Origin of the sequence: Streptomyces daqingensis, from assembly GCF_014645895.1 — a bacterium.
GTDB classification, from domain to species: domain Bacteria; phylum Actinomycetota; class Actinomycetes; order Streptomycetales; family Streptomycetaceae; genus Streptomyces; species Streptomyces daqingensis.
On sequence record NZ_BMMP01000012.1, the window covers coordinates 174888 to 197727 of the forward strand.

The window sequence follows — 22840 nt, forward strand, 5'->3', positions numbered from 1 at the left end:
CCGCCGGGCACGAGCGCCCGGCGGCCGTGGTGGTGCGTCGTCAGTCGCCGAGAGAGACGATCATCTTGCCGGTGTTCTCGCCCTTGAGCAGGCCGAGGAAGGCGTCGGCGGCGTACTCGACGCCCTCGACGACCGTCTCCCGGTACTGCAGCTCACCGGAGCGGATCCAGGCGGAGACCTCTTCGAAGAACTTCGGCATGAGGTCCGCGTGGTCCATGACGAGCAGACCCTGCAGGCGCAGCCGCTTGCCGATGACCATCGCGAGGTTGCGGGGTGCGGCCGGCGGCTCCGTCGCGTTGTACTGCGAGATCATCCCGCACACGGCGACACGGCCGTGGACGTTGAGCGCGGAGATGGCGGCTTCGAGGTGGTCGCCTCCGACGTTGTCGAAGTAGACGTCGATGCCGTTGGGCGCCGCCTCCTTCAACTGCTCCGTGACCGGGGCGGACTTGTAGTTGAAGGCCGTGTCGAAGCCGTACTCCTCGGTGAGGAGGCGGACCTTCTCGTCCGAACCGGCGCTGCCGATCACGCGCGAAGCGCCCTTGAGCCTGGCGATCTGGCCGACCTCGCTGCCCACGGCTCCGGCGGCACCGGACACGAAGACGGCGTCGCCCTTCCGGAAGGACGCCACCTCCAGCAGCCCCGCGTACGCCGTGAGCCCAGGCATGCCCAGGACGCCGAGGTAGCTGCTCAGCGGCGCCAGTTCGGGTGAGATCTTGGTCGCGTGGCGCGCCTTGAGCGTCGCGAACTCCCGCCAGCCGAGGTCGTGCAGGACGTGGTCGCCCGGCGCGAAGCCCTCCGCCCCGGAGGCCACGACGATGCCGACGGCGCCGCCCGTCATGGGCTCGTCGAGCTTGAAGGGCGGGACGTAGGACTTCACGTCGTTCATCCGCCCGCGCATGTACGGGTCGACGGACAGGTGGAGGTTCCGCACGAGGATCTCGCCTTCCGCGGGGGCCGCCACCGGGCCTTCCCGCAGCGCGAAGTTCTCCGGGACCGGAAAGCCCTCCGGCCGGGAGACCAGGTGCCATTCACGGCCGGTCGTGGGGAGGTCTTCGGGCGAGCTCATGGTCTGGGCCTCTCAGATGGGCAAGTGCTTCAGGTGCTGAAACAATAGTGTTCCTTGATATTTCATGTTGTCAAGCAAGGCGCTAGACTCGGCACATGGCGACCCGCTCTTCCACCGGCCCCTCCCGGGGTACCCGCGAATCAGAACCCGACCCCGATCCCGTGACCCGCGAGGTGGTCGACCTGATCGGCACGGTCGTCGCCCGCTACCACGCCGAGTACGAACTCGTCGCCGCCGACCACTCGTTGACCGGCGCTCAGGCCCGCGTACTGGCGCTGCTGGCGCAGGAGCCGTCCCCGATGCGCAAGGTCGCGCGCAAGCTCAAGTGCGAGCCGTCGAACGTGACGGGGATCGTGGACCGCCTGGAGTCACGCGGCCTCGTGGAACGCCGGGCAGACCCCGCGGACCGGCGGGTGAAGCTGGCAGCCGCGACGGACGAGGGCGCCGAGACCGCGTCGCGGCTGCGTGCGGGGCTCGGCTTCGCGCGAGAGCCGCTGGCGGGGCTGACGCCCGACGAACGGACAGTCCTGCGCGACCTGTTGCAGCGCATGCTCGGTGAGGAGCCGCCGGAAGACGCGAGGTGAACGTGAGCGGCCGCGAGGCACGCTGACAGCGCGGGACCTGGCGGCGTGGTGCACCGCTGGCGCGGGTGCGTGACGGTGTGGGTGCGTGACGGCGTGATGCGCGGAGGCACGCTGTGACGGTGCGGGACGCCGCTTGCCGGTGCGGGCCGCCGCGGGCGGGAACCTCCCAGGTCAGCCGGCGAAGGCGGGCTGCGGGAGTCCCTGCCCCGCGTCCGGCAGCACCAGCACGGAACCGGCCAGCGGATGAGCGGAAACGTCCGTGCCGACGCTCGCGGTGGTGACGTACAGGTCCCGCAGCTCCGCCCCGCCGAAGGCGCAGGCAGTCGGACGGGGCACCGGCACGGGCACAGTGAGGTCCAGCCTGCCGTCCGGCGTATAGCGGCGGAGGGCGGCACCGTCCCAGAGCGCGACCCACACGCAGCCGTCGGCGTCCACGGTCAGGCCGTCCGGGAAGCCGGCGCCCTCCTCGATCTCCGCCAGCGGCCTGCGGCCCGACACCGCGGCGCCGTCTCCGTCCTCCGGAGAGGGCACGTCGAAGACGTCGATGCGGCGGGTCGGCGTGTCGTTGTAGTACATGAACCGCCCGTCGGGGCTCCAGCCGATTCCGTTGCTGACCGTCACCTCCGGCAGCACCGTCGCCGCCGCCCCGGCGCCCGTGAGGCGCTTGAGGTCGCCGCCGCCGGAACGCTCGTCGTAGGCCATCGTCCCTGCCCACAACGCGCCGTCCGGGGCGACGGCCGCGTCGTTGCCGCGGCGGCCGGGCACCGCTTCCCGGTGCAGCCACGAGAAGGCCCCGTCTGCGCCGTAGAGCCCCACGCCGTCCCGCAGGTTGACGACGAGACCGCCGCCCTCCCTGGGCTTCGCCGCGCCCACGTGCTGGCCGGTGTCCATGACCGTTCGGACGCCGGTGGACGGATCGTGGGTGTGGACGCGGGAGTTGAGGATGTCCACCCAGACCAGCGCCTGCCTGCCGCCGTCCCACGTGGGGCCCTCGCCGAGCCGGGCCCCGGCCGCTACGGCCACTTCCGCCCTCAGCACACCGCTCACTCCCGCCTCATCTCGTCACGTATCGCGCCGCGCGGTCAGCACCGCCGCCCGGTCGCGCACTCCTCGTCGTGGCCCCCGCCGTCCCCGCCGGACCAGGGGCGCCGGCGCTCCCCGCGGCCAGCCCCGGACGCCCCGCATGTACGGACGACCCTCCGGACGCGCGGCCATGTCACGGCCTCCGGCGGTGCCCGAGCCTGTCCGACAGGTCGGCCGCTCCCTTGACCACCAGCGCCTCGAGCCCGGCCCGCCGCTCCTCACTCCACCGGATCATGGGCACCGAGACGCTGAGCGCGGCGACCACCTCCCCCGAGGAGTCGCGTACCGGCGCGGCGACGCAGCTCACGTCCGGGTTCGACTCGCGCTCCTCCACCGCGACGCCCCGCCCGCGGATCTCACCGAGCTCGGCACGCAGCACGTCGGGTGAGGTGATCGAGTGCGGCGTCAGGGCCGCGAGGGGCTCCGGACCGCCGAGCCTGGCCTCCAGCTCGTCCTCGCTCAGCGAGGCGAGCAGCATCTTCCCGACGGACGTGCAGTGCGCGGGCAGCCGGCGCCCGGTCGCGGAGACCATGCGCACCGCGTGCGTGCTGTCGACCTTGGCGATGTAGATCACGTCCCGGCCCTCGAGGACGGCCACGTGGACGGTCTCGTCGCAGGTCTCCGCGATGCCTCGCGCCACCTGGCGCCCCTCCGCGGCAAGGTCGAGCTGCTCGGCGTAACGGCTTCCGAGCTGGTAGCCGCGGACGCCCAGCCGGTAGCGGCCGGGCTGGTCGGCGGGCTGCACCAGATAGTTGCGCGCGGTGAGCGTGGTCACGAGCTCGTGCACAGTGGTGCGGGGCAGCCCCAGCCTGCGGGTGATCTCGGGTGCGGAGAGGGTCCCGTCGGTCTCGAGGAAGAGCTCCAGGATGTCCAAGGCCCTGGTCACGGCCGGTACGAGTCGGCCCATCCCCGCCCCTCCCCTCACTCGCCGCGACACGCTGCACCGGACTCGGGACTGCGCGGACGCCAATGGTTCGAAATACCGGCACTTGGTCGGTATGGCGAACAGCCTAGCCACGGGGTCGCCCCGTCGACAATGCCCGGCACCGGCCCGGGCAGTGCGCCGTGTGCACGGGCGCCGGACCCGCGGAGATCCGGAAGGCAGGCTTACGCGGTCTTGCGGGGGCGGGCGGTCTTCTTGGCCGCGGTCTTCTGCGCTGCCGTCTTCTGCGCCGTCTTCTTCGCGGCGGACTTCTTCGCCGCGGCCGTCTTCCCGCCCCCTGAGCTCTTCCTCGCAGCGGTCTTCGCGGTGCTCTTCTTCTCCGCGGCCGCCTTCTTGGCACCCGGCTTCGCGGCCGTCTTCTTCGCCGCGGCCCGGCCACCGCCGCCCGCGGACTTCGCCCCCGCACCCGAAGCCTTCTTCGCTGCACCGGGCTTGGTCTTCTGCGCCGTCTTCTTCCCGCCCCGCAGCTGGTGCACCGTCGCGTCCTCCGCGGCGGGCGCGCCCTCTTCCCCGCGGGACTCCCGTGCCGCCTGCACACTGCTCTCCAGTACGGCCATGAGGTCCACGACCTGGCCCTTCCCGGTGGCGGCCGCCGCTTCCCTCCCGGCGCCGGACGTGTCGACGCCCTCCATCTTGGCCGTCACGAGCTGCTCGACGGCCTCCCTGTACTCGTCGTGCAGCTCCGACCAGTCCAGCTCCCCGAGCGTCTCCATCAGGGTGTCCGCGAGGTCCAGCTCCGCGTCCCGGATCGCGACGTCCTCCTCGGGCGCGACACCGCTCGCGGACCGGATCTCCTCCGGCCAGAGCATGGTGTGGAGGGCGAGGACGTCCTCGTAGACCCGCAGCAGCCCCAGGCTCTCCCGCCCCCGCATGGCCAGCTTCCCGACCGCCACCTTCCCGGAGCGCTTCAGCGCCTCCCGCAGCAGCGCGTACGGCTTGGCGGCGGACCTGCCGTCGCCCGCCAGGTAGTACGAGCGGTCCAGCTGGATCGGATCGATGTCCTCGGCCGGGACGAAGCCCAGGATCTCCACCGTCTTCGCGGTGGGCAGCGGCAGGGCGGAGAGGTCCGCGTCCGTGAGCTGGACGGTCGTACCGTCCCCGGTCTCGAATCCCTTGCCGATCTCCTCACGCGGAACCTCCTTCTCCTCCAGCTCGCACACCTTCCGGTAGCGGATGCGTCCGCCGTCGGCCGTGTGCACCTGGTGGAAGGAGACGCTGTGGCTCTCGGTGGCCGAAACCACCTTGATGGGTATGGAGACCAGCCCGAAGGAAATGGACCCTTTCCAGATGGATCGCATGGTTCGTCCCTTCTATGGGACTCTCAGGGTATGCCGTTCACGGAGGTCGAGGGCCGCCGTCTGGCCCTCAGCAATCTCGACAAGGTGCTGTATCCGGCCACCGGGTTCACCAAGGGTGAAGCTCTGCACTACTACGTGAGCGTCGCCGAGGTGCTGCTGCCGCATCTCCGCGGTCGCCCGATCTCCTTCCTGCGCTATCCGGACGGCGTCGACTCCACCGCCTTCTTCGCCAAGAATGTGCCGCCCGGCGCCCCCGACTGGGTGACCGTCCACGAGATCACCGAGGTCAGCAGCACCCCGCTGCGGCAGGTGCTGATCCACGACCTCGCCACTCTCGTCTGGGCGGCCAACCTCGCCGCACTGGAGCTGCACACTCCGCAGTGGCGCGTCGAGCACGAGGTGCACGCGGACCGTCTCGTCTTCGATCTCGACCCGGGCCCCGGCGCCGGAGTTCTCGAGTGCCGGACCGTGGCGCTGTGGCTGCGCGAACGTCTCGCGGCCGACGACATCACCCTGCTCCCGAAGACCTCCGGGGGCAAGGGGCTGCACCTGCTCGCCCCGATCGAGGTCACGCCCTCCTCGGCGGTCTCCGCCTACGCGAAGAGGACGGCACAGGAGGCGGAGAGGGAGATGCCGGACCTCGCGCTCAGCAGGATGGCCAAGGCCCTGCGCCCCGGAAAGGTCTTCGTCGACCACTCGCAGAACGCGGCCGCCAAGACCACCGCCGCGCCCTACACCCTCCGCGCGAAGCAGCAGCCCAGCGTCTCCGCCCCTCTCACCTGGGACGAGCTCGTCGCCGCCCGCCACCCCGACGAGCTGGTCTTCTCCGCGCCGGGGTTCCCCGACCGGGTGCGGCACACCGGAGACCTGCTGGAGCCGCTGCTCGACCCCGGCCTCGCACGCCCGCTTCCCGGCACCTGATCCGGCGGCAGGTCCGTCAGCCGGGGCGGGGCAGCTGCCGTCCCGTACGGAGACGCACGCCGCCGCACACGAGAACGGCGGTGTGCGGCCGGAGCGGATCCGGCCGCACACCGCCGCGGACACCGCGCCGGAGCACGTTGGACTACGAGTTGCTGGTGCCCCAGCCGTCGTCCATCGGCGTCCTGTGGTCGCGCAGCGCGCGCACCCTGTCGTTCACCGACTCGGGCAGCCGGTGCCCGATCTTCTCGGTGACCAGGCCGGCCGCCTTCGATGCGGCCTCCCGGCCGGACTGCGCGGCACTCTCGGTGGCGTTGCGCACGGCGGGGTTCTCGGCGAACCGCTGCGCGGACTGCCGGAGACGTTCGTAGCGTTCACGCCCGGCACGGGTGCCGAACACGTACCCGACGGCCACTCCGGCGACGAACGTGAGCCGATACCGCATGGCTCCACCCTTCTCTCGGTTCTCTCGGATCGTTCGGCTTCTCGGTGGGGACGGGGCCGCACCGATACCGATTTCGGAGTACCCCCTGGCATGCGCTAATGTATTGCCCGCAGCGAGGGAACGCCGCCGACTCCATGTGGGCGCGTCCGAGCAGAGCAGTCCCGTGTAGCTCAATCGGCAGAGCAGCCGGCTGTTAACCGGCAGGTTACTGGTTCGAGTCCAGTCGCGGGAGCACCTGAAAGAGCCCCTGAGGGGGCTCTTTTCCTTTGCCGGACAAGTCTGTTGGGAAGTGTGGGAACCGAGCACCCCGTACTCGGAGTCCTCCATCCCGTACGTCTCCACCCGGCACGGGCGGGAGATCGTATGAGCAGCTATGCTGCGGCAGACGCGGCGCGCACAGATGTACGTTGCCCGTCGTACGGGGCGGTAGCTCAGCCGGTTAGAGCAACGGACTCATAATCCGTCGGCCGTGGGTTCGAGTCCCACCCGCCCCACCGTGCACAGCGGTCCGGCAGTCCGACCGCCGGCGAACAGGCCCGTCGCGGGCCGGCCACAGGCGCAACCAGCGTCCTGTGGCCTCTTTTTTTGCCCACCCCCGGGCCACCTCACTCCGCCTGTCAATGTTGGTTGACAGGATCCGCTTGTCATCCTAAGTTGACAACATGGCCGCATCGGACGCACGAGAAGCAGTGGACACCGCCGAGGCCGCTCTCGACAGCGACCCCCGTGTGGGACTCAGAGCCGTCGCCGCGCTGCGGCGGCTGACCGAGCGCCTGGAGGCGCTGCAGGTCGACAGCGCCCGCGCGCAGGGATGGTCCTGGGACGAGATCGGGGCGGCCCTCGGTGTGAGCAGGCAGGCCGTACACAAGAAGCACGCGAGGAGGTAGGCGAGGATGTTCGAGCGATTCACGAAGCCGGCCCGGCTGGTCGTCGTCGGGGCGCAGGAGGAAGCCCGGAGCCTGGGCCACGACTGGGTGGGCACGGAGCATCTGCTGCTCGCCGCTGTGGCACGCCACGCGGAGGCGCCCGGCGCCGCGACCCTGGTACGACTCGGAGTCACCGCCGGAAACTGCCGCGCCGCGGTCGCGAACGTGGTCAGCAGCGACAGCGGCTCGCTGGGCCCCGAGGACGCCGAGGCGCTCAAGGCGCTCGGCATCGACCTGGACGAGATCCGGCGGCGGGCCGAGAACGCCTTCGGCGACGGAGCGTTGGACGCGCCCCGGCCGCAGCCGGGTAGTGACGTGGGCCGCAGGCGGCCGCGTTTCCTGCGTCTCCTGCTCCCCCGGAGCAAGGGAAGCCTCGGGGTGCCCTCGGAGGCCGAGACGCCGTCGGGGCACCTCCGCTTCACCCAACGGGCCAAAAAAGCACTGGAGTTGTCGCTGCGCGAGGCGATCGCCCGCAAGGACAGGCACATCGGCGTCGAGCACATCGTGCTCGCCCTGCTGCGCGGGGACGACAAAATCTCGGCCGGCCTCTTCCAGCAACTCGGCGTCTCCCCGGGCGACATGCGGGACCTCGTGGTGGCGGACCTGCGTCCGGCAGCCTGAGACGGCGCAGCAAATCCTGGGCGGTCGGGGCGCGTTGGCCCTCGAACCGGACACCTCGTCAGAAACGTCCACTTCCCCGTACAACCTCTCAGCGCAGACGCGTGTCTTCTTGGACGCCGGAACTATACGGGCAAGAGCCGCAAGATTCGGCAGTCATGCTTTCTGACCATGAGGGGGAAAAATGCGCATTCGCCATGCCAAATCTCTGATCGCCGCGCTGACTTGCGCCGCGGTGGTGCTCCCCGCGGGGGCCGCCTACGCGGGCAGCGGGCCGGCTCCGAAGCCGTCGGAGCGGAGCGTCTCGAAGTCCACCGCGCCCTCGGCGAAGGGCAATCCGTCGAGCAAGGCCGCCGAGGCCGCCGGGGTCTGCGACGACGCGTACCAGATCGGCACCACTGGGTACGTCAAGCGGAACGGCACCACGATCGCCTCGGTCAAGCAGTTCTACTCGCCGGAGTGCCAGGAGAACTACGGCTACGTCTGGGTGTGGGACAGCTTCCACGGCACGGCCGGGGACTACGACGTGACCACCGGCGTCTACAGCTACTCGCAGGACAAGGTCCTCGGCCGCAAGGCGTGGACGGACACCACCAAGCAGGAGTTCTGGTCGTACGGCACGGCCACCGTGCAGGAGTGCACCGCGGCCGTGGGCTCCGTGCGCAAGGCGGGGGACCCGACTCCCAACAACGCGGCCTCGTCGAAGCGTTGCTGACCCTGCGGGACTGACGGCAGGGGGCTGAGGCTCCCCGCGCGGGCGCCGACGCCGCGCGGGGAGCCTCGGCGTGTCGCGGCCGACCGCGCGGAGCAGCCCCGCGCGGTCGGCCCGGTGCACGTCCGGCGCACGTCCGCCCGTGGCCGGGACGTCACGTCGTGTGATCTCCACCGCACCGCCTGATAGTTTCAACTTGACGGCAGCACAACGCAGTTGCCCTCGAAGACCGTACGATTCCCGTCCGTCAGTGCGCACTTCGCCCGCCCCTGGAGGTCGCCCGTGTACAGCCCGGGCCTCAGCTCGCTCCCGCCGGTCCCCGCAGCTCCCCACTCCTCCGAGGTGGCGCGATGACCGCCGAGGGAACCACCGAGATAGACACCAGCAGGCCGCACTCCGCCCGGATGTACGACTACTACCTCGGCGGCAAGGACTGGTACCCGGTGGACCAGGAGGCCGCCGAGAAGGTGCTCAAGGTCATGCCCACCGCCAAGTCGAGCGCCCGGGGCAACCGCAGCTTCATGCACCGGGTCACCAAGTGCCTCGCCGGGGAGCACGGGATCCGCCAGTTCATCGACATCGGCTCCGGCATCCCCACCGAGCCGAACCTGCATCAGGTCGCGCAGGGCGTCGACCCGCACTGCCGCGTGGTCTACGTCGACCACGACCCGGTGGTCCTCGAGTACGCCGACGCACTCCTGGCAGGCACCCCCGAGGGCCGCACGACGTACGTGCAGGCGGACGTCCGCCACGACGACGTCCTGGAGACCCGGAACGTACGGGACACCCTCGACCTGGACCAGCCCGTCGCGCTCTCCCTCAACGCGCTGCTCCACTTCATCCCCGACGAGTACGGGCCGTACGAACTCGTCCGCTCGATGGTCGGCAGGCTCGCGCCCGGCAGCTTCCTGGTGCTCACCTACGGCAGCGCGGAGCTGGACCCCTCGATGAAGAAGGTCGAGGAGATCTACCGGGCGGAGGGCACTCCCCTGCAGATGCGGCCCAAGAGCGAGATCGCCCTCTTCTTCGACGGGCTGGAGCTGATCGACCCCGGCCTGGTCCCCATCGGCGAGTGGCGTTCTGAGGCAGACGAACCGAGCGCCCCGGGTTACGCGGGCGTCGCCCGCAAGCCCGCCTGACCCCTCCGCCGCAACTGCCGCCGCGTCCGCGCGGCCCGCACCACGGAACGACCGGTGACGGGCCGGCGGAGCGGCAGGCAGGCCGGGCCGGGAGGCGGACGAACGGGAATGCGGGGAAGTCAGACGGCGGACGCCATCCGCCGCACCGCCTCTTCGAGGATCTCCGGTGACGTCGCCGTGTTGAGCCGTACGAAGCCCTCGCCGCCCGTTCCGAAGGCGGGCCCGGGCACCAGGGCGACGCCGCCCCGCTCCAGGAACGCGGCGGCGGGATCGGCGAGGCCCAGCGCGCGGCAGTCGAGCCAGGCGAGGAACGTGCCCTGCTGCTGCCTGTAGCGCACGTCCGGAAGGTGCTCCCGCAACAGCCGGTCGAGCAGCTTCCTGTTCTCGTCCAGCCCGGCCAGCAGCGCGTCCAGCCAGCCGGTCCCGTGCCGCAGGCCCGCGACGTGACCGATCACGCCGAGGTGGCTCGGGCCGTGGCTGACCTCCTCCGGCATCAGTTTCAGCTCCGCCGCCGACTCACTGCCCGCGACGGCCACCGCTGCCTTCAGTCCGGCCAGGTTCCACGCCTTCGACGCCGACATCAGGGAGAAGGCACGCTCCGTACCCGGCAGCGACAGGTACGGCACGTGCCGGGCGCCGGACAGCACCAGGGGGGCGTGGATCTCGTCGGCGACGACACGCACACCCCATTGCGCCGCCAGCTCCGTCGCGGCGGCCAGCTCCCCGGCCGTGTGGACGGTGCCCGTGGGGTTGTGGGGACTGCACAGCAGGTAGGCGGCGCGGCGGTCCTCACCCCGCGGCTCCCCGGACGGGCCGGGCGCGGTGGCGGTGCGGAACGCCGAGGCCAGCGTGTCCGGGTCGAGGCGGCCCTCCTCGTCGAGCGGCGCCTCCACGACGCGGCGGCCCATGTGGGAGACGAACTGGTAGAAGGGCGGGTAGACGGGCGGGTTGACCACGACCGCGTCGCCCGGCGAGGTGATCAGCTTCAGCACCTCGACGACGCCCATCATCACGTCGGGCACGATCGCCGCACGCTCGGAGTGAACGCGCCAGCCCCAGCGCTCCGCGGCGAACGCGTCCAGGGCCGCGACGTAGTCCTCCCCCATCGCGTAACCGGTGTCGCCCGCCTCGATCGCGGTGCGCAGCGCCTCGACGACGGGCCCGGCCAGCTGCACGTCCATCTCCGCGATCCACAGAGGCAGCACGTCACCGGGGTGGACGCGCCACTTCGCGCTCGTACGGCGTCGCAGCTCGTCCAGGGAACACTGCTTCAGCGGGTTGCTCGTATATGTGTCCACCCGGACCACGCTAGGCCGTCACGCGCCGCCGCATCAGACCGCGAGGGACGCGGTGCAGAGGGGGGCGGGCCACTCGCGGGGCGGGTAGGGCATCATTCCGCTCCATGGGGATAGTCGCCGGTCTGGAAAGCTCAGCGGAGTACACACGCATCGTCGTCTGCGACACGGACTCCGGTGCCGTCGTCAGGCACGGCTACGCCGAGCACCCCGACCCGCGAGAGGACCCGCAGTCGTGGCTGATGTCGCTGGGCCGTGCGGCCAGCGGCGGTCAGTTCGCGGACGTCGAGGCGATCGGGGTGGCCGCGCAGCAGCAGGGCCTGATCGTGACCGACTCCGCCGGGGTGGCCCTGCGTCCGGCGCTGCTGGGCAACGACAGGCGGGTCCAGCCCGCCGCGGCCGACCTCGTCGACGCGCTGGGCGGACGGGAGGCGTGGGCGCAGGCCGTCGGCGCGGTCCCCCAGGCCGCCCACCCCGTCTCCAAGCTGCGCTGGCTCGCCCGGAACGAGCCCGACAACGCCGCCAGGGTGGCCGGCGTGCTCCAGCCGCACGACTGGCTGGTGTGGCAGCTGCTGGGCCGTCCCCTGCGCCGTACCACCGACCGGGGCGACGCCTCCGGCACGGGCTACTGGTCGGCGTCGCTGGAGATGTACCGGCCCGACCTCGTGGAGCTGGCGCTCGGGCACCAGGCGGCGATGCCCGACGTCCTGGCCCCGGCGGAGCCCGCGGGGCGCACGCCGGAGGGGCTGCTGATCTCCGCCGGGACGGGCGAGACGATGGCCGCCGCGTTCGGCCTGGGCCTCGGCCTCGGCGACGCCGTGATCTCCCTCGGCGCGTCCGGTTCCGTCTTCGCCGTCCACCACGAGGCGCTCGCCGACCCGACGGGCACGATCACCTCGTACGCGGACGCCACCGGCATGCATCTGCCGGCCGTCCGGACGCTCAACGCGACGCGCGTGCTCCGCGGCACCGCCGAGCTGCTCGGCACCGACCTCGACGGGCTCTCCGACCTGGCCCTGAAGTCCTCCCCCGGCGCGTACGGGCTGGTGCTGCTGCCGTACCTGGAGGGTGAGCACACCCCGGACCTCCCGCACACGGCCGGCTCCCTGCACGGGCTGAGACGCGAGAGCATGAAGCCGGAGCACATGGCCCGGGCGGCTGTCGAGGGGATGCTGTGCGGCCTCGCCGACGCCCTCGACGTACTGCGCGGGCGGGGCGTGCAGGTGCGGCGGCTGTTCCTGCTGGGGCAGGCCGCGGGCCTTCCCGCGGTGCAGGCGGTCGCACCCGCGCTGTTCGGGGCGCAGGTCGTCGTGCCGAGGCCCGCCGACTACACCGCCACGGGCGCCGCCCGGCAGGCGGCCTGGGCGCTGAGCGGCACGGGGCAGCCGCCGCGCTGGCCTGCCGCCGAGTGCCAGGTCTTCGACGCGGGCGAGGAGTTCGCCGCCGGGCAGGCGGTGCGCCAGCAGTACGTGGCCGTGCGGGAAGAGACGCACCCGGGGGCCTTCAAGCACTGACCGGGCGCCGACGCGCTGCGCGGGCGGGCACGGGTGCTGCGCGCGGCACAGGCGTTTGACGGGCGGGCAGTTGTTCAGCCCAGAGCGATCAAGGCCTCTCTGCCGGGAGTTGTTGCCGGGAGTTGACGTCACCGGCCCGTTAGCTGGCCGAAGATGGACGAGACCGCTTTCGCTCATCTTTTCCACCACGGGGACCAATGTGCTGATCCGTCTGCTCCGCGACCACGTGCGCCCGTACAGACGGGCGGCGCTCCTGCTCGTCCTGCTGCAGCTGGTGCAGACGTCCGCCACGCTCTACCTGCCCACGCTCAACGCCGACGTCATCGACAACGGTGTCGTGCGCGGGGACACCGGCTACATCCTCCGGGTCGGCGGCGTGATGGCCGCCGTCTCCGTCGCGCAGATCGGGTGCAACATAGGCGCCGTCCTGATCGGCGCACGGACCGCCGCGGCGCTCGGCAGGGACATGCGGGCGACGGTCTTCGGCCGGGTGCAGACGTTCTCCGCGCGCGAACTCGCCCGGTTCGGGGCGCCGTCGCTGATCACGCGCACGACGAACGACGTCCAGCAGGTGCAGACGCTGGTGCTGATGACCTTCACGCTGATGGTCTCGGCACCGATCATGTGCGTCGGCGGGCTGGTCATGGCGCTCGGACTGGACGTACCGCTCTCGTCCGTGCTGCTTGGGGTCGTCCCCGTCCTCGCGGTCTCCGTCGGCCTGATCGTGCGCCGGATGCGGCCTCTGTTCCGGACGATGCAGGAACGGCTCGACGGCGTGAACAGGGTGCTGCGGGAGCAGATCACCGGCACCCGCGTCATCCGCGCCTTCGTCAGGGACGAGTACGAGCAGCGGCGTTTCTCCGAGCACAACTCCGCGCTGACGGACGTGCAGTTGCGCAGCGGACGGCTGATGGCGCTGATGTTCCCCACCGTCATGACCGTGGTGAACGCCTCCAGCGTCGTCGTGGTGTGGTTCGGGGCGCACCGGGTGGACGACGGGGAGATGCAGATCGGCGCGCTGACGGCCTTCCTCGCGTATCTGATGCAGATCGTGATGTCCGTGATGATGGCCACCTTCATGTTCATGCTCGTGCCACGTGCTGAGGTGTGCGCCGAGCGCATCACCGAGGTGCTGGACACCGACTCCAGCGTCGTACCGCCCGCGCGCCCGGTGCTGACGCTGCACGGCCCCGCGACGCTGGAGCTGCGGGGTGCCGGATTCCGCTATCCGGGCGCGGAGGCTCCCGTGCTGCGGGACATCGATCTGCTGGCCCGTCCCGGTGAGACGACTGCCGTGATCGGTTCGACGGGCAGCGGGAAGTCGACGCTGATCGGCCTGGTGCCCCGGCTGTTCGACACCACGGAGGGCAGCGTCCTGCTCGGCGGGAAGGACGTGCGGGAGCTCGATCCGCAGCTCGTGGCACGGACGGTGGGACTGGTACCGCAGCAGCCGTACCTGTTCTCCGGCACCGTGGCCTCGAACCTCCGCTACGGGCGGCCGGACGCGACGGACGACGAGCTCTGGGAGGCTCTGGAGACGGCGCAGGCACGGGAGTTCGTGGCCGCCATGGAGGGCGGGCTGGAGGCTGAGATAGGCCAGGGCGGCAACAACGTCTCCGGCGGGCAGCGGCAACGGCTCGCCATAGCGAGGGTGCTGGTGCACCGTCCGGCGGTCTACCTCTTCGACGACTCGTTCTCCGCGCTCGACTACGCGACGGACGCGGCGCTGCGGGCGGCGCTCGCCCGTACGACGGCGGACGCGACAGTCGTCATCGTCGCCCAGCGGGTGTCCACCATCCGCGACGCCGACCGGATCGTCGTGCTGGAGGAGGGCCGCGTCGTGGGAGCGGGCCGGCACGAGGAGCTGATGGCCGGGAACGAGACCTACCGGGAGATCGTGCTCTCCCAGCTGACCGAGCAGGAGGCAGCGTGAGCGGGCCGGCGCGGATTCTCGGCGGCGGCGCTCCGCCGCAGCGCTCCACGGACTTCAAGGGATCGGCGAAGCGGCTGCTCCGGCAGTTCGCCCCGGAGCGGTTGACGCTCGCGGGCATGGGCCTGCTCGTCATGGTCAGCGTCAGCATGAGCGTGCTCGGGCCGAAGATACTGGGGCATGCGACCGACCTGATCTTCGCCGGCTTCGTCGGCAAGGAGCTCCCGGACGGCGCGACCAGGGAGCAGGTCCTCGAGCGGATGCGCGCCGAGGGCGACGGGAAGGTCGCCGACATGCTCTCCGGCATGCACTTCACCCCCGGTCAGGGCATCGACTTCGGTGCGGTCGCGCGGGTGCTCGCCGTCGTCCTCGTGATCTACGCGCTCGCGGGTCTCATGATGCTCCTGAGCGGCCGTCTGTCCGTCCGGGCGATCAACCAGACAGTCTTCCGGCTGCGGGAGCAGGTGGAGGCGAAACTCGCGCGGCTGCCGCTGTCGTACTTCGACAAGCAGACGCGCGGCGAGGTGCTCAGCCGGGTCACGAACGACATCGACAACGTCGGGCAGACCCTGCAGCAGACATTGGGGCAGATCATCAACTCGCTGCTCACCATCGCCGGTGTCCTGGTGATGATGTTCTGGATCTCGCCGCTGCTGGCTCTGGTCGCGATGGTGACCGTCCCGGTGTCCCTGACGGTCGCCACCCGGCTGGGCAAGCGGGCGCAGCCGGAGTTCGTCGAGCAGTGGGCGTCGACGGGCCGGCTGAACGCGCACATCGAGGAGATGTACACGGGACACGCCCTGGTGAAGGTCTTCGGGCGGCAGAAGGAGTCCGCGGAGACGTTCCGCGAGCACAACGAGGCACTGTGCCGCGCGGGCTTCAAGGCGCAGTTCGTCAGCGGGATCATGCAGCCCGCCATGATGTTCATCGCGAACATCAACTACGTGCTGGTGGCGGTCGTCGGCGGACTGCGGGTCGCTTCGGGAGCCCTGTCCATCGGCGACGTGCAGGCTTTCGTGCAGTACTCGCGGCAGTTCTCGCAGCCCCTCACGCAGGTCGCCTCCATGGCGAACCTGGTGCAGTCGGGAGTCGCCTCCGCGGAGCGCGTCTTCGAGATCCTGGACGCCGAGGAGCAGTCGCCGGAGCCGGAGAACCCGCAGCGGCCCCAGCCGGTGCACGGGCGCGTGGAGTTCGAGGAGGTCTGCTTCCGTTACGAACCGGACCGTCCCCTGATCGAGAACCTTTCGCTGGCAGTCGAACCGGGCCGCACGGTCGCGATCGTGGGGCCGACGGGCGCGGGCAAGACCACCCTGGTCAACCTGCTGCTGCGGTTCTACGAGACCCGCGGCGGCCGGATACTGCTCGACGGCACCGACATGGCGGCCATGGACCGCGAGGAGCTCCGCTCCCACATCGGGATGGTGCTGCAGGACACGTGGCTCTTCGGCGGCACCATCGCCGAGAACATCGCCTACGGGGCGCAGGACGCGACACGCGCGCAGATCGAGGAGGCCGCGCGGGCCGCACACGCCGACCGGTTCATCCGCACGCTGCCGGACGGCTACGACACAGTGCTCGACGAGGACGGTACGGGTGTGAGCGCCGGTGAGAAGCAACTGCTCACCATCGCGCGGGCGTTCCTCTCGGACCCGGTCATCCTCGTGCTCGACGAGGCGACCAGCTCCGTCGACACCCGCACGGAGGTCCTCATACAGAAGGCGATGGCGCGGCTGTCGCACGGCCGTACCAGCTTCGTCATCGCGCACCGGCTCTCCACCGTGAGGGACGCCGACGTGATCCTCGTGATGGAGGAGGGCTCCATCGTGGAGCAGGGCTCGCACAGCGAACTGTTGGAGGCGGACGGCGCCTACGCCCGCCTGTACACGTCGCAGTTCGCGGCGGCGGCCGTGGAGGTGGACTGAGGGGTGGGCTCTTCAGGACGTGACCGGGGGCCTGTCCGACAGACCCCCGGCCGCCGTCTCTGCCGCCGTCTCTGCCGCGTCTTCGCCGCCGTCTCCGTGGCGCCGCCGGTCAGTCGAGGTAGCCGCGCAGCTGGTCGGCGAAGGCGTGGTCGCGGAGCTTGCCGAGGGTCTTGGACTCGATCTGCCGGATGCGCTCGCGGGTCACGTTGAAGAGGGTGCCGATCTCCTCCAGCGTCCGCGGACGTCCGTCGACGAGCCCGTAGCGCAGCTGGACGACCTTGCGTTCGCGCTCTCCCAGCGTGGACAGGACGGCTTCCAAGTGCTCCCGCAGCAGCAGGAACGCGGCCGACTCCACCGGTGAGGGCGCGTCGCCGTCCTCGATGAGGTCGCCGAGGTTGACGTCCTCCTCGTCCCCGACGGGCGCGTGCAGGGACACCGGTTCCTGGGCGAGGCGCAGTACCTCGCTGACGCGCTCCTCCGTGAGGTCGAGCTGCGCGGCGACCTCCTCGTGAGCCGGCTCGTACCCCCGCTCCTGCAGCAGGCGCCGCTGGACGCGTACGACCCGGTTGATCAGCTCGACGACGTGCACGGGCACCCGTATCGTCCGGGCCTGGTCGGCGAGGGCGCGGGACATCGCCTGGCGGATCCACCAGGTCGCGTAGGTGGAGAACTTGTACCCGCGGGCGTAGTCGAACTTCTCCACCGCCCGTATCAGTCCGAGGTTGCCCTCCTGGACCAGGTCGAGCATGGTCAGCCCGCGGCCGACGTAGCGTTTCGCGACGGAGACGACGAGGCGGAGGTTCGCCTCGATGAGGCGGCGCTTGGCGATCCTGCCCATGACGACCAACTGGTCGAGTTCGTGGGCGAGTTCGGTGTCGATGGCAGCGGTGTTCGCGAGCTTCTCCTCCGCGAAGAGGCCCGCCTCGACGCGGCGTGCGAGGTCGACCTCCTCGGCCGCGGTCAGGAGCGGAATGCGCCCGATCTCGCGCAGGTACTGCCGGAAGAGATCGGCCGAAGGGCCGCTGCCCGTCTCCTGCCTGGCGGGTTTCGCCCGGTCCGTCCCGCCCTCCCGGGACGCACGTACAGGCGGCGCTTCGGCGTCGGGCCCGTCCGGGTCCAAGGCCGGCGGCCGAGGTTCGGACGGTGCGGGGCCGTCGGGCAGCAGCGGTGGAAGCGCCCCTGCGGGCGCGGCCCCCGCAGGCGCCACGGGGGCGACTTCCGCGATCGTCGGGGCGGGGGGAGCCGCGCTGGTCAGGGTCCGGGTCTGCACGGGGGCGACCTCCAGTGTGCTCGCTGCCGGTCGGGGGGCGGCGTACATGCTGTGCGGATCCGCGGGGGACTCCGGCCCTCCGGCCGCGACGCCGCCCCGCTCCGAGGACTCAGGCACCGCACACCAGTGTGGGGTACGACACACTTCCCCCACGAGGGTCGTGCGCCCAGTTTCTGAGATGGAGGGTGACCTGGCGCATACGCACCGCTACACCGCGGTGCTCCCGAAGCCCCTCCGCCGATTCCCCGTAGTGCTGCCGCGTGCCTGTTCAGCGGGCTTCGGCGGGCTCCTCAGAGGGCTGCGGCGCCGCGCTCCCGCAGGGCCCGCCCGTACTGCTGGAGAGTCCAGATCTCCTGCCGTACCGACACGGCACGCTCGTCGTCCCGCTGCGCCTCCAGGCGGCGGGCGGTGCTCTCCAGGTCGGCGATACGGGAGTTGACCGCGGCGAGACGGACGGCGACGAGCTGCATTCCCGCGTACAGCTCGTCCGGGTCGCGTCCGCGTGCGCTGCGCAGCGGCTCCACGACGAGCTCGTTGACGAGGGAGCGCACGGCGTCGTCGGGGGCGGCGGACCGTACCCGGCCGATGAACTCGGCGTCCGCGCTGCTCACTCCGCCGGCTGCCTCGACGGCCCTGCGGACGACCGCGTACGGGGGGGCCGTGAACTCGTCGGCGCCGTAGGCGTCGAACGCGGGAGCCACCAGCTCCGGTCGCTGCAGGGCGAGTTTGAGCAGCTCACGCTCCACGCGGTGTGCCGGGCTGCGCAGGTTGAGGGCGGGCCCGCCGGGCCCATGGGGGCGGCCGGCGGCCTCGGACGGAGCCGCGCCGGACGACTGAGCGGCTGCCGGCGCCTGGGAGCCGCGTCCCCGGGAGGCGGGCGCGGCCTGCCGGCGGCGGGCGAGCTGCCCGAGGCGGCGCACCACGAACTGCGTGTCCAGGATGCCGATCAGGCCCGCGAGGCGCACCGCGTACTCGTGCTGGATCGAGGGGTCCTTGATCTGCGCGACGACGGGCGCGGCCTGTTCGAGCGCCGCCGAGCGGCCTTCCGCCGTGTCGAGGTTGTGCTGGTCGACGATGGAGCGGATGGCGAACTCGAAGAGCGGCGAGCGGCTCTCGACGACCTTGGCGACCGCCTCGTCGCCCTCCGCGAGCCGCAGCTCGCACGGGTCCATGCCCTCTGGCGTGATCGCGATGGACGTGCGGGCCGCGAACTTCTGGTCGTCCTCGAAGGCGCGCAGAGCGGCCTTCTGCCCCGCCGCGTCACCGTCGAAGGTGAAGACGACCTCCGACTGCGAGTTGTCCATCAGCAGCCGCCGGAGGATCTTGATGTGCCCCTCGCCGAAGGACGTGCCGCTGGTGGCGACGGCCGTGGTGACCCCCGCCAGATGGCAGGCCATGACGTCCGTGTAGCCCTCGACGACGACGGCGCGGTTGCCCTTGGCGATGTCCCTCTTCGCGAGGTCGATGCCGTAGAGGACCTGCGACTTGTGGTAGATCGGCGTCTCGGGGGTGTTGAGGTACTTGGGACCGTTGTCGTCCTCCCGCAGCTTGCGGGCGCCGAACCCGACGACGTCGCCGGTGATGTCCCTGATGGGCCACATCAGCCTGCCGCGGAACCGGTCGATGGGGCGGCCGTTGCGGGCCTCCTGGGCCAGCCCGGAGAGGATCAGCTCCTTGTCGGAGAAGCCCTTGCCGCGCAGGAAGCGCACCAAGTGGTCCCAGCCGGCCGGCGAGTATCCGACGCCGAAGTGCTCGGCCGCCTCCGGGCCGAACCCGCGTTCGTCGAGGAACCGGCGGCCGATCTCCGCCTCCGCGCCCTGCAGTTGCTCCGCGTAGAACTGGGCGGCGACCTTGTGCGCCTCGACCAGGCGGGTGCGCTCTCCCTGCTGAGAGGCCCGCCCGTACCCGCCCTCCTCGTACCGCAGGGTGATGCCGGCCTGGGCCGCCAGCCGCTCGACGGCCTCGGAGAAGGAGAGGTGGTCGACCTTCATCACGAAGTCGAGGGTGTCCCCGCCTTCCTGGCAGCCGAAGCAGTGGAAGACGCCCTTGCTCGAACTCACGTGGAACGAGGGCGACTTCTCGTCGTGAAAAGGGCACAGGCCCTTGAGGTTGCCACCGCCGGCGGGGCGCAGCTGAAGGTATTCGGAGACGACGGCGTCGATCGGGACCGCGTCCCGAACCGCCCTCACGTCGTCGTCATTGATCCTTCCGGCCACCAGGGAATTGTACGGCCGGCGGCCGACACCGGTCCGCGGCGGGAGCCGTCGCGGAGCCGGCCGCGTCCGGCGGGGGACGCCATGCGCACAACCGCGGGCTCAGGGCTTCCCGGCGCCTTCGGCCGAGCCGGTGAGCGAGGACAGCGGCACGGCCGGGTCGGCGAGGGCCTCCGGGTCGACGCGCAGGTCCGAGCGGATCAGCTCCTGCAGCGGAGCGGCGACGTCCCAGATGTTGACGTTCATGCCGGCCAGCACGCGGCCGTCCCGCAGCCAGAACGCGACGAACTCCCGCTTCGCCATGTCTCCCCGGCACACCACCTGGTCGTACGTGCCGGGAGGCGCGTAACCGGAGTACTCCATGCCCACGTCGTACTGGTCGGAGAAGAAGTAGGGCACGCGGTCGTAGTTGACGTCCCCGCCGAGCATCGAACGAGCGGCGGCGGGACCGCTGTTGAGGGCGTTCGCCCAGTGCTCGACCCGCAGCGGCCTCTGCCCCGCCGCGCCGTCCTCTCCGCCCGCGAGCGTGGCAGCGGCCCAGGCGGCCGACTCGTACGTCACCGCGGCGACGTCGCCGGCGGCGTAGATGTCGGGGTCGGAGGTGCGCAGCGCCGCGTCCACGGCGATGCCCCCGCCCGGGCCCGGCGCCAGCTCCAGCCCCGCCGACTCCGCGAGGGCGGTGCGCGGCGCGGCACCGACAGCGGCCAGCACGTCGTGTGCGGGGTGCTCGTCGGCGTCGTCCGTCCGCACGCTGTGCACCATGCCGTCCTGTCCGACGATCTCCGTGAGCCGGGCGCCGAAGTGGAACCGCACGCCGTGCTCCTGGTGCAGGTCGGCGAAGACCGCGCCCATCTCGGGGCCGACGGCACTGTGCAGCGGCGTTGCCTCCGGTTCGACGACGGTGACCTCGGCGCCGTACGAACGTGCGGCCGCGGCGACTTCGAGCCCGACCCACCCGGCTCCGGCGATGACGAGGTGGCCGTTCTCCTGTCCGAGCGCAGCGAGCCTCCCCCGGAGCCGGTCCGCGTGGGCGAGCCTGCGCAGGTGGTGGACGCCGGCGAGGCCGGTGCCCGGTACCTCCAGCCGGCGGGGCTCCGCGCCGGTCGCGAGCAGCAGGGAGTCGTACTGCACGCGCGTGCCGTCGCCCAGTCGCAGGCTCTTTCCGGCCCGGTCGAGCCCGACGACTGTCTGCCCGAGGTGGAGTTCGATGTCCGCGCCCGCGTACCAGGCCGGAGCGTGTACGAAGACACTGTTCCGGTCGTCGGAACCGGTGAGATAGCCCTTCGAGAGCGGCGGACGCTCGTAGGGGTGATCACGCTCGTCGCCGATCAGGATCACCCGGCCGGTGAACCCTTCCGCTCGCAGGGCCGCAGCCGCCTTCGAACCGGCAAGCCCTCCACCGACGATGACGAACGTCCGGTGTGCGTCGACCACTTGGATCCTCCTCGCTGACCCCCCGACAGATAACGTCCTGAGTGAGCGTCCCGCATCGGAGGTGCAGCGGGAAGAGGCCCCCGGACGGCGGCGTGGCGCGGCACCCGGAGGCACCTGCCGTTTCTGCCCGTGCGCGCTTCAGGCGGAGCGCTCCGGGACCGCGCCTCCGGTTCTACTGGTCGCGGGTCAGGCGCGCGTGCAGTGAACGGGCCGAGACATCGGTCAGTGCGGCGATCTGGTCGACGACCACGCGCAGACGTGCGGTGTCACTGTCGGCGTCCCCGAACAGTGCACGGAACTGCGGGTCGAGCCCGTCGGGCGCACGGGCGATCAGTGCCGTGGCGAGTTCGTTCAGCACGACGCGCTGGTCGGCCCGCAGACGTTCCAGGTCGGGGCGCTGCAGGACGTAGCAGTCGGCGACCGCCTTGAGCACCGCGCACTCCAGCCGGACGGCACGGGGGACGACGAGTTCCGCGGCGTAGCGGGTCAGCCTCCCCGATCCGTATGCGGTCCGGGTGGCGCCCTCCGCGGCGAGGCAGAACCGGCCGATCAGCTGGCTCGTCGCGTCCTTGAGCCTGGCCTGTGCGACGGCCGATCCGTCGTAGCCGTGCGGCCACCACTCCTGCTCCAGCAACCGGTCCAGGGCCTCGGCCAGTTCACCGTGGTCGGCGTCGGGCGCGTAGCGGGTCGCCGCGACGGCGAAGACCTCGCGCCTCTCGGGCTCGGCGAGCAGCATGTTCGGGTCCAGGTGACCGGCGTGCAGTCCGTCCTCCACGTCGTGTACGGAGTACGCGACGTCGTCCGACCAGTCCATGACCTGCGCCTCGAAGCACTTGCGTTCCGCCGGTGCGCCTTCGCGGAACCACTGGAAGACAGGCAGGTCGTCCGGGTAGACGCCGAACTTCGGCGACGCGGAGTCGGTGGGGTGGCCGCCGCGCGTCCACGGGTACTTCGTCGCCGCGTCCAGTGCCGCCCGGGTGAGGTTGAGGCCCACGGAGACGGGCTGCGGGCTGCTTCCCGGATCGCTCTCGGAGCCTGGGCCGGCCTCCAGGAAACGCTTGGGTTCGAGCCGTGCGAGCAGACGCAGGGACTGCGCGTTGCCCTCGAACCCTCCGCACGGCTCGGCGATCTCGCTGAGCACGCGTTCGCCGTTGTGCCCGAACGGCGGATGCCCCAGGTCGTGCGCCAGGCACGCGGTCTCCACCAGGTCGGGGTCGCACCCCAGGGCGGCTCCCAACTCCCGTCCCACCTGGGCGCATTCGAGGGAGTGGGTGAGCCGGGTGCGGGGGCTCGCGTCCCAGGCCTGAGCGCTGGACCCGGGGGCCACCACCTGGGTCTTGCCCGCCAGCCGGCGCAGCGCGGCGGAGTGCAGGACCCGTGCGCGGTCACGCTGGAAGGCGGTGCGCCCAGGCCGCTTGTCGGGTTCCGGGGCCCAGCGTTCGATGTCGGACATCGTGTAGGGGCCTGTGCCGCCGCCGGGGGCTTCTGCTTCGTACGTGCCGTGCATACGCCGACCGTAACGGCACC

Annotated in this window: 19 protein-coding genes and 2 tRNA genes; 11 read left to right on the forward strand and 10 right to left on the reverse strand. The window is 71.3% G+C overall.

What is annotated here, in order from left to right; translation table 11 throughout:
• Window positions 1-40: 40 nt before the first annotated feature.
• A complete protein-coding gene (locus IEY56_RS18930; protein WP_189038413.1) occupies window positions 41-1069 on the reverse strand; it encodes an NADP-dependent oxidoreductase in 1029 nt (342 codons plus the stop codon).
• A gap of 95 nt (window positions 1070-1164) precedes the next feature.
• Here IEY56_RS18930 and IEY56_RS18935 point away from each other — a divergent pair, with 95 nt between their 5' ends.
• On the forward strand, window positions 1165-1653 hold the full coding sequence (locus IEY56_RS18935; RefSeq protein ID WP_189038414.1) for a MarR family winged helix-turn-helix transcriptional regulator: 489 nt from the start codon (window positions 1165-1167) through the stop codon (window positions 1651-1653).
• A gap of 171 nt (window positions 1654-1824) precedes the next feature.
• Here the strand turns inward: IEY56_RS18935 and IEY56_RS18940 are convergent, their stop codons facing one another.
• The 3 genes from IEY56_RS18940 to ku all read right to left on the reverse strand — a co-directional run bounded on the left by IEY56_RS18940 (window position 1825) and on the right by ku (window position 4977).
• Window positions 1825-2700 carry an SMP-30/gluconolactonase/LRE family protein gene (locus IEY56_RS18940; RefSeq protein ID WP_373292127.1) on the reverse strand — a complete coding sequence of 292 codons (876 nt, stop codon included), beginning with the start codon at window positions 2698-2700 and terminating at the stop codon, window positions 1825-1827.
• Between the two features lie 169 nt (window positions 2701-2869).
• Window positions 2870-3643: an IclR family transcriptional regulator gene (locus tag IEY56_RS18945; RefSeq protein ID WP_189038415.1), complete on the reverse strand. Its 774-nt coding sequence runs from the start codon at window positions 3641-3643 to the stop codon at window positions 2870-2872.
• Window positions 3644-3843: 200 nt separating this feature from the next.
• The gene (ku, locus tag IEY56_RS18950; protein ID WP_189038416.1) at window positions 3844-4977 is read right to left on the reverse strand and encodes a non-homologous end joining protein Ku; all 1134 of its coding nucleotides are present in this window, start codon (window positions 4975-4977) and stop codon (window positions 3844-3846) included.
• A gap of 30 nt (window positions 4978-5007) precedes the next feature.
• Here ku and ligD point away from each other — a divergent pair, with 30 nt between their 5' ends.
• Window positions 5008-5898, forward strand: coding sequence for a non-homologous end-joining DNA ligase (ligD, locus tag IEY56_RS18955; RefSeq protein ID WP_189038417.1), 891 nt, complete (start codon window positions 5008-5010; stop codon window positions 5896-5898).
• 142 nt (window positions 5899-6040) lie between these two features.
• Here the strand turns inward: ligD and IEY56_RS18960 are convergent, their stop codons facing one another.
• Window positions 6041-6340, reverse strand: a complete 300-nt coding sequence (locus IEY56_RS18960; protein WP_189038418.1) for a YtxH domain-containing protein — start codon at window positions 6338-6340, stop codon at window positions 6041-6043.
• 159 nt (window positions 6341-6499) lie between these two features.
• Here IEY56_RS18960 and IEY56_RS18965 point away from each other — a divergent pair.
• The 6 genes from IEY56_RS18965 (at window position 6500) to IEY56_RS18990 (ending at window position 9735) form a co-directional block, all read left to right on the forward strand.
• Window positions 6500-6572: transfer RNA gene (locus tag IEY56_RS18965), tRNA-Asn, on the forward strand.
• 188 nt (window positions 6573-6760) lie between these two features.
• Window positions 6761-6834 (forward strand) — tRNA-Ile (locus IEY56_RS18970).
• Window positions 6835-7002: 168 nt separating this feature from the next.
• A complete protein-coding gene (locus tag IEY56_RS18975; protein WP_189038419.1) occupies window positions 7003-7227 on the forward strand; it encodes a hypothetical protein in 225 nt (74 codons plus the stop codon).
• Window positions 7228-7233: 6 nt separating this feature from the next.
• Window positions 7234-7887: a Clp protease N-terminal domain-containing protein gene (locus IEY56_RS29100; RefSeq protein ID WP_189038420.1), complete on the forward strand. Its 654-nt coding sequence runs from the start codon at window positions 7234-7236 to the stop codon at window positions 7885-7887.
• A 181-nt stretch (window positions 7888-8068) separates the two neighbouring features.
• A complete protein-coding gene (locus tag IEY56_RS18985) occupies window positions 8069-8599 on the forward strand; it encodes a hypothetical protein (protein WP_189038421.1) in 531 nt (176 codons plus the stop codon).
• A gap of 347 nt (window positions 8600-8946) precedes the next feature.
• Window positions 8947-9735 (forward strand): SAM-dependent methyltransferase, encoded by a 789-nt coding sequence (locus IEY56_RS18990; protein ID WP_189038422.1) that lies wholly within the window; start codon window positions 8947-8949, stop codon window positions 9733-9735.
• 119 nt (window positions 9736-9854) lie between these two features.
• On the opposite strand, the gene IEY56_RS18995 is transcribed toward IEY56_RS18990, so the two are convergent.
• The gene (locus IEY56_RS18995) at window positions 9855-11042 is read right to left on the reverse strand and encodes a MalY/PatB family protein (protein WP_189038423.1); all 1188 of its coding nucleotides are present in this window, start codon (window positions 11040-11042) and stop codon (window positions 9855-9857) included.
• Between the two features lie 95 nt (window positions 11043-11137).
• Between IEY56_RS18995 and IEY56_RS19000 the strand changes: the two genes are divergently transcribed.
• From IEY56_RS19000 to IEY56_RS19010, 3 genes are all read left to right on the forward strand, one after another.
• Complete coding sequence (locus IEY56_RS19000) at window positions 11138-12544, forward strand: FGGY family carbohydrate kinase (RefSeq protein WP_189038424.1); 1407 nt, start codon at window positions 11138-11140, stop codon at window positions 12542-12544.
• 199 nt (window positions 12545-12743) lie between these two features.
• Window positions 12744-14477 carry an ABC transporter ATP-binding protein gene (locus IEY56_RS19005; RefSeq protein WP_189038425.1) on the forward strand — a complete coding sequence of 578 codons (1734 nt, stop codon included), beginning with the start codon at window positions 12744-12746 and terminating at the stop codon, window positions 14475-14477.
• Complete coding sequence (locus IEY56_RS19010) at window positions 14474-16396, forward strand: ABC transporter ATP-binding protein (RefSeq protein ID WP_189038426.1); 1923 nt, start codon at window positions 14474-14476, stop codon at window positions 16394-16396. The genes IEY56_RS19005 and IEY56_RS19010 overlap by 4 nt, the downstream gene beginning before the upstream one ends.
• A gap of 109 nt (window positions 16397-16505) precedes the next feature.
• On the opposite strand, the gene IEY56_RS19015 is transcribed toward IEY56_RS19010, so the two are convergent.
• From IEY56_RS19015 to IEY56_RS19030, 4 genes are all read right to left on the reverse strand, one after another.
• Complete coding sequence (locus tag IEY56_RS19015; protein WP_373292128.1) at window positions 16506-17783, reverse strand: RNA polymerase sigma factor; 1278 nt, start codon at window positions 17781-17783, stop codon at window positions 16506-16508.
• A 173-nt stretch (window positions 17784-17956) separates the two neighbouring features.
• The gene (gene dnaG, locus IEY56_RS19020) at window positions 17957-19882 is read right to left on the reverse strand and encodes a DNA primase (protein WP_189038427.1); all 1926 of its coding nucleotides are present in this window, start codon (window positions 19880-19882) and stop codon (window positions 17957-17959) included.
• Between the two features lie 99 nt (window positions 19883-19981).
• Window positions 19982-21313, reverse strand: a complete 1332-nt coding sequence (locus tag IEY56_RS19025) for an NAD(P)/FAD-dependent oxidoreductase (RefSeq protein ID WP_189038428.1) — start codon at window positions 21311-21313, stop codon at window positions 19982-19984.
• Window positions 21314-21485: 172 nt separating this feature from the next.
• Window positions 21486-22820, reverse strand: coding sequence for a deoxyguanosinetriphosphate triphosphohydrolase (locus tag IEY56_RS19030; protein ID WP_189038429.1), 1335 nt, complete (start codon window positions 22818-22820; stop codon window positions 21486-21488).
• Between the last annotated feature and the right edge of the window lie 20 nt (window positions 22821-22840).

Excerpts from the sequence above, each read along its gene's own strand:
- IEY56_RS19000 (WP_189038424.1), top strand. The coding sequence starts at position 11,138 with ATGGGGATAGTCGCCGGTCTGGAAAGCTCAGCGGAGTACACACGCATC.
- IEY56_RS29100 (WP_189038420.1), top strand. The coding sequence starts at position 7,234 with ATGTTCGAGCGATTCACGAAGCCGGCCCGGCTGGTCGTCGTCGGGGCG.
- ku (WP_189038416.1), bottom strand. The coding sequence starts at position 4,977 with ATGCGATCCATCTGGAAAGGGTCCATTTCCTTCGGGCTGGTCTCCATA.
- IEY56_RS19030 (WP_189038429.1), bottom strand. The coding sequence starts at position 22,820 with ATGCACGGCACGTACGAAGCAGAAGCCCCCGGCGGCGGCACAGGCCCC.
- IEY56_RS18930 (WP_189038413.1), bottom strand. The coding sequence starts at position 1,069 with ATGAGCTCGCCCGAAGACCTCCCCACGACCGGCCGTGAATGGCACCTG.
- ligD (WP_189038417.1), top strand. The coding sequence starts at position 5,008 with ATGCCGTTCACGGAGGTCGAGGGCCGCCGTCTGGCCCTCAGCAATCTC.
- IEY56_RS18945 (WP_189038415.1), bottom strand. The coding sequence starts at position 3,643 with ATGGGCCGACTCGTACCGGCCGTGACCAGGGCCTTGGACATCCTGGAG.
- IEY56_RS18985 (WP_189038421.1), top strand. The coding sequence starts at position 8,069 with ATGCGCATTCGCCATGCCAAATCTCTGATCGCCGCGCTGACTTGCGCC.
- IEY56_RS18960 (WP_189038418.1), bottom strand. The coding sequence starts at position 6,340 with ATGCGGTATCGGCTCACGTTCGTCGCCGGAGTGGCCGTCGGGTACGTG.
- IEY56_RS18935 (WP_189038414.1), top strand. The coding sequence starts at position 1,165 with ATGGCGACCCGCTCTTCCACCGGCCCCTCCCGGGGTACCCGCGAATCA.
- IEY56_RS18975 (WP_189038419.1), top strand. The coding sequence starts at position 7,003 with ATGGCCGCATCGGACGCACGAGAAGCAGTGGACACCGCCGAGGCCGCT.
- IEY56_RS18990 (WP_189038422.1), top strand. The coding sequence starts at position 8,947 with ATGACCGCCGAGGGAACCACCGAGATAGACACCAGCAGGCCGCACTCC.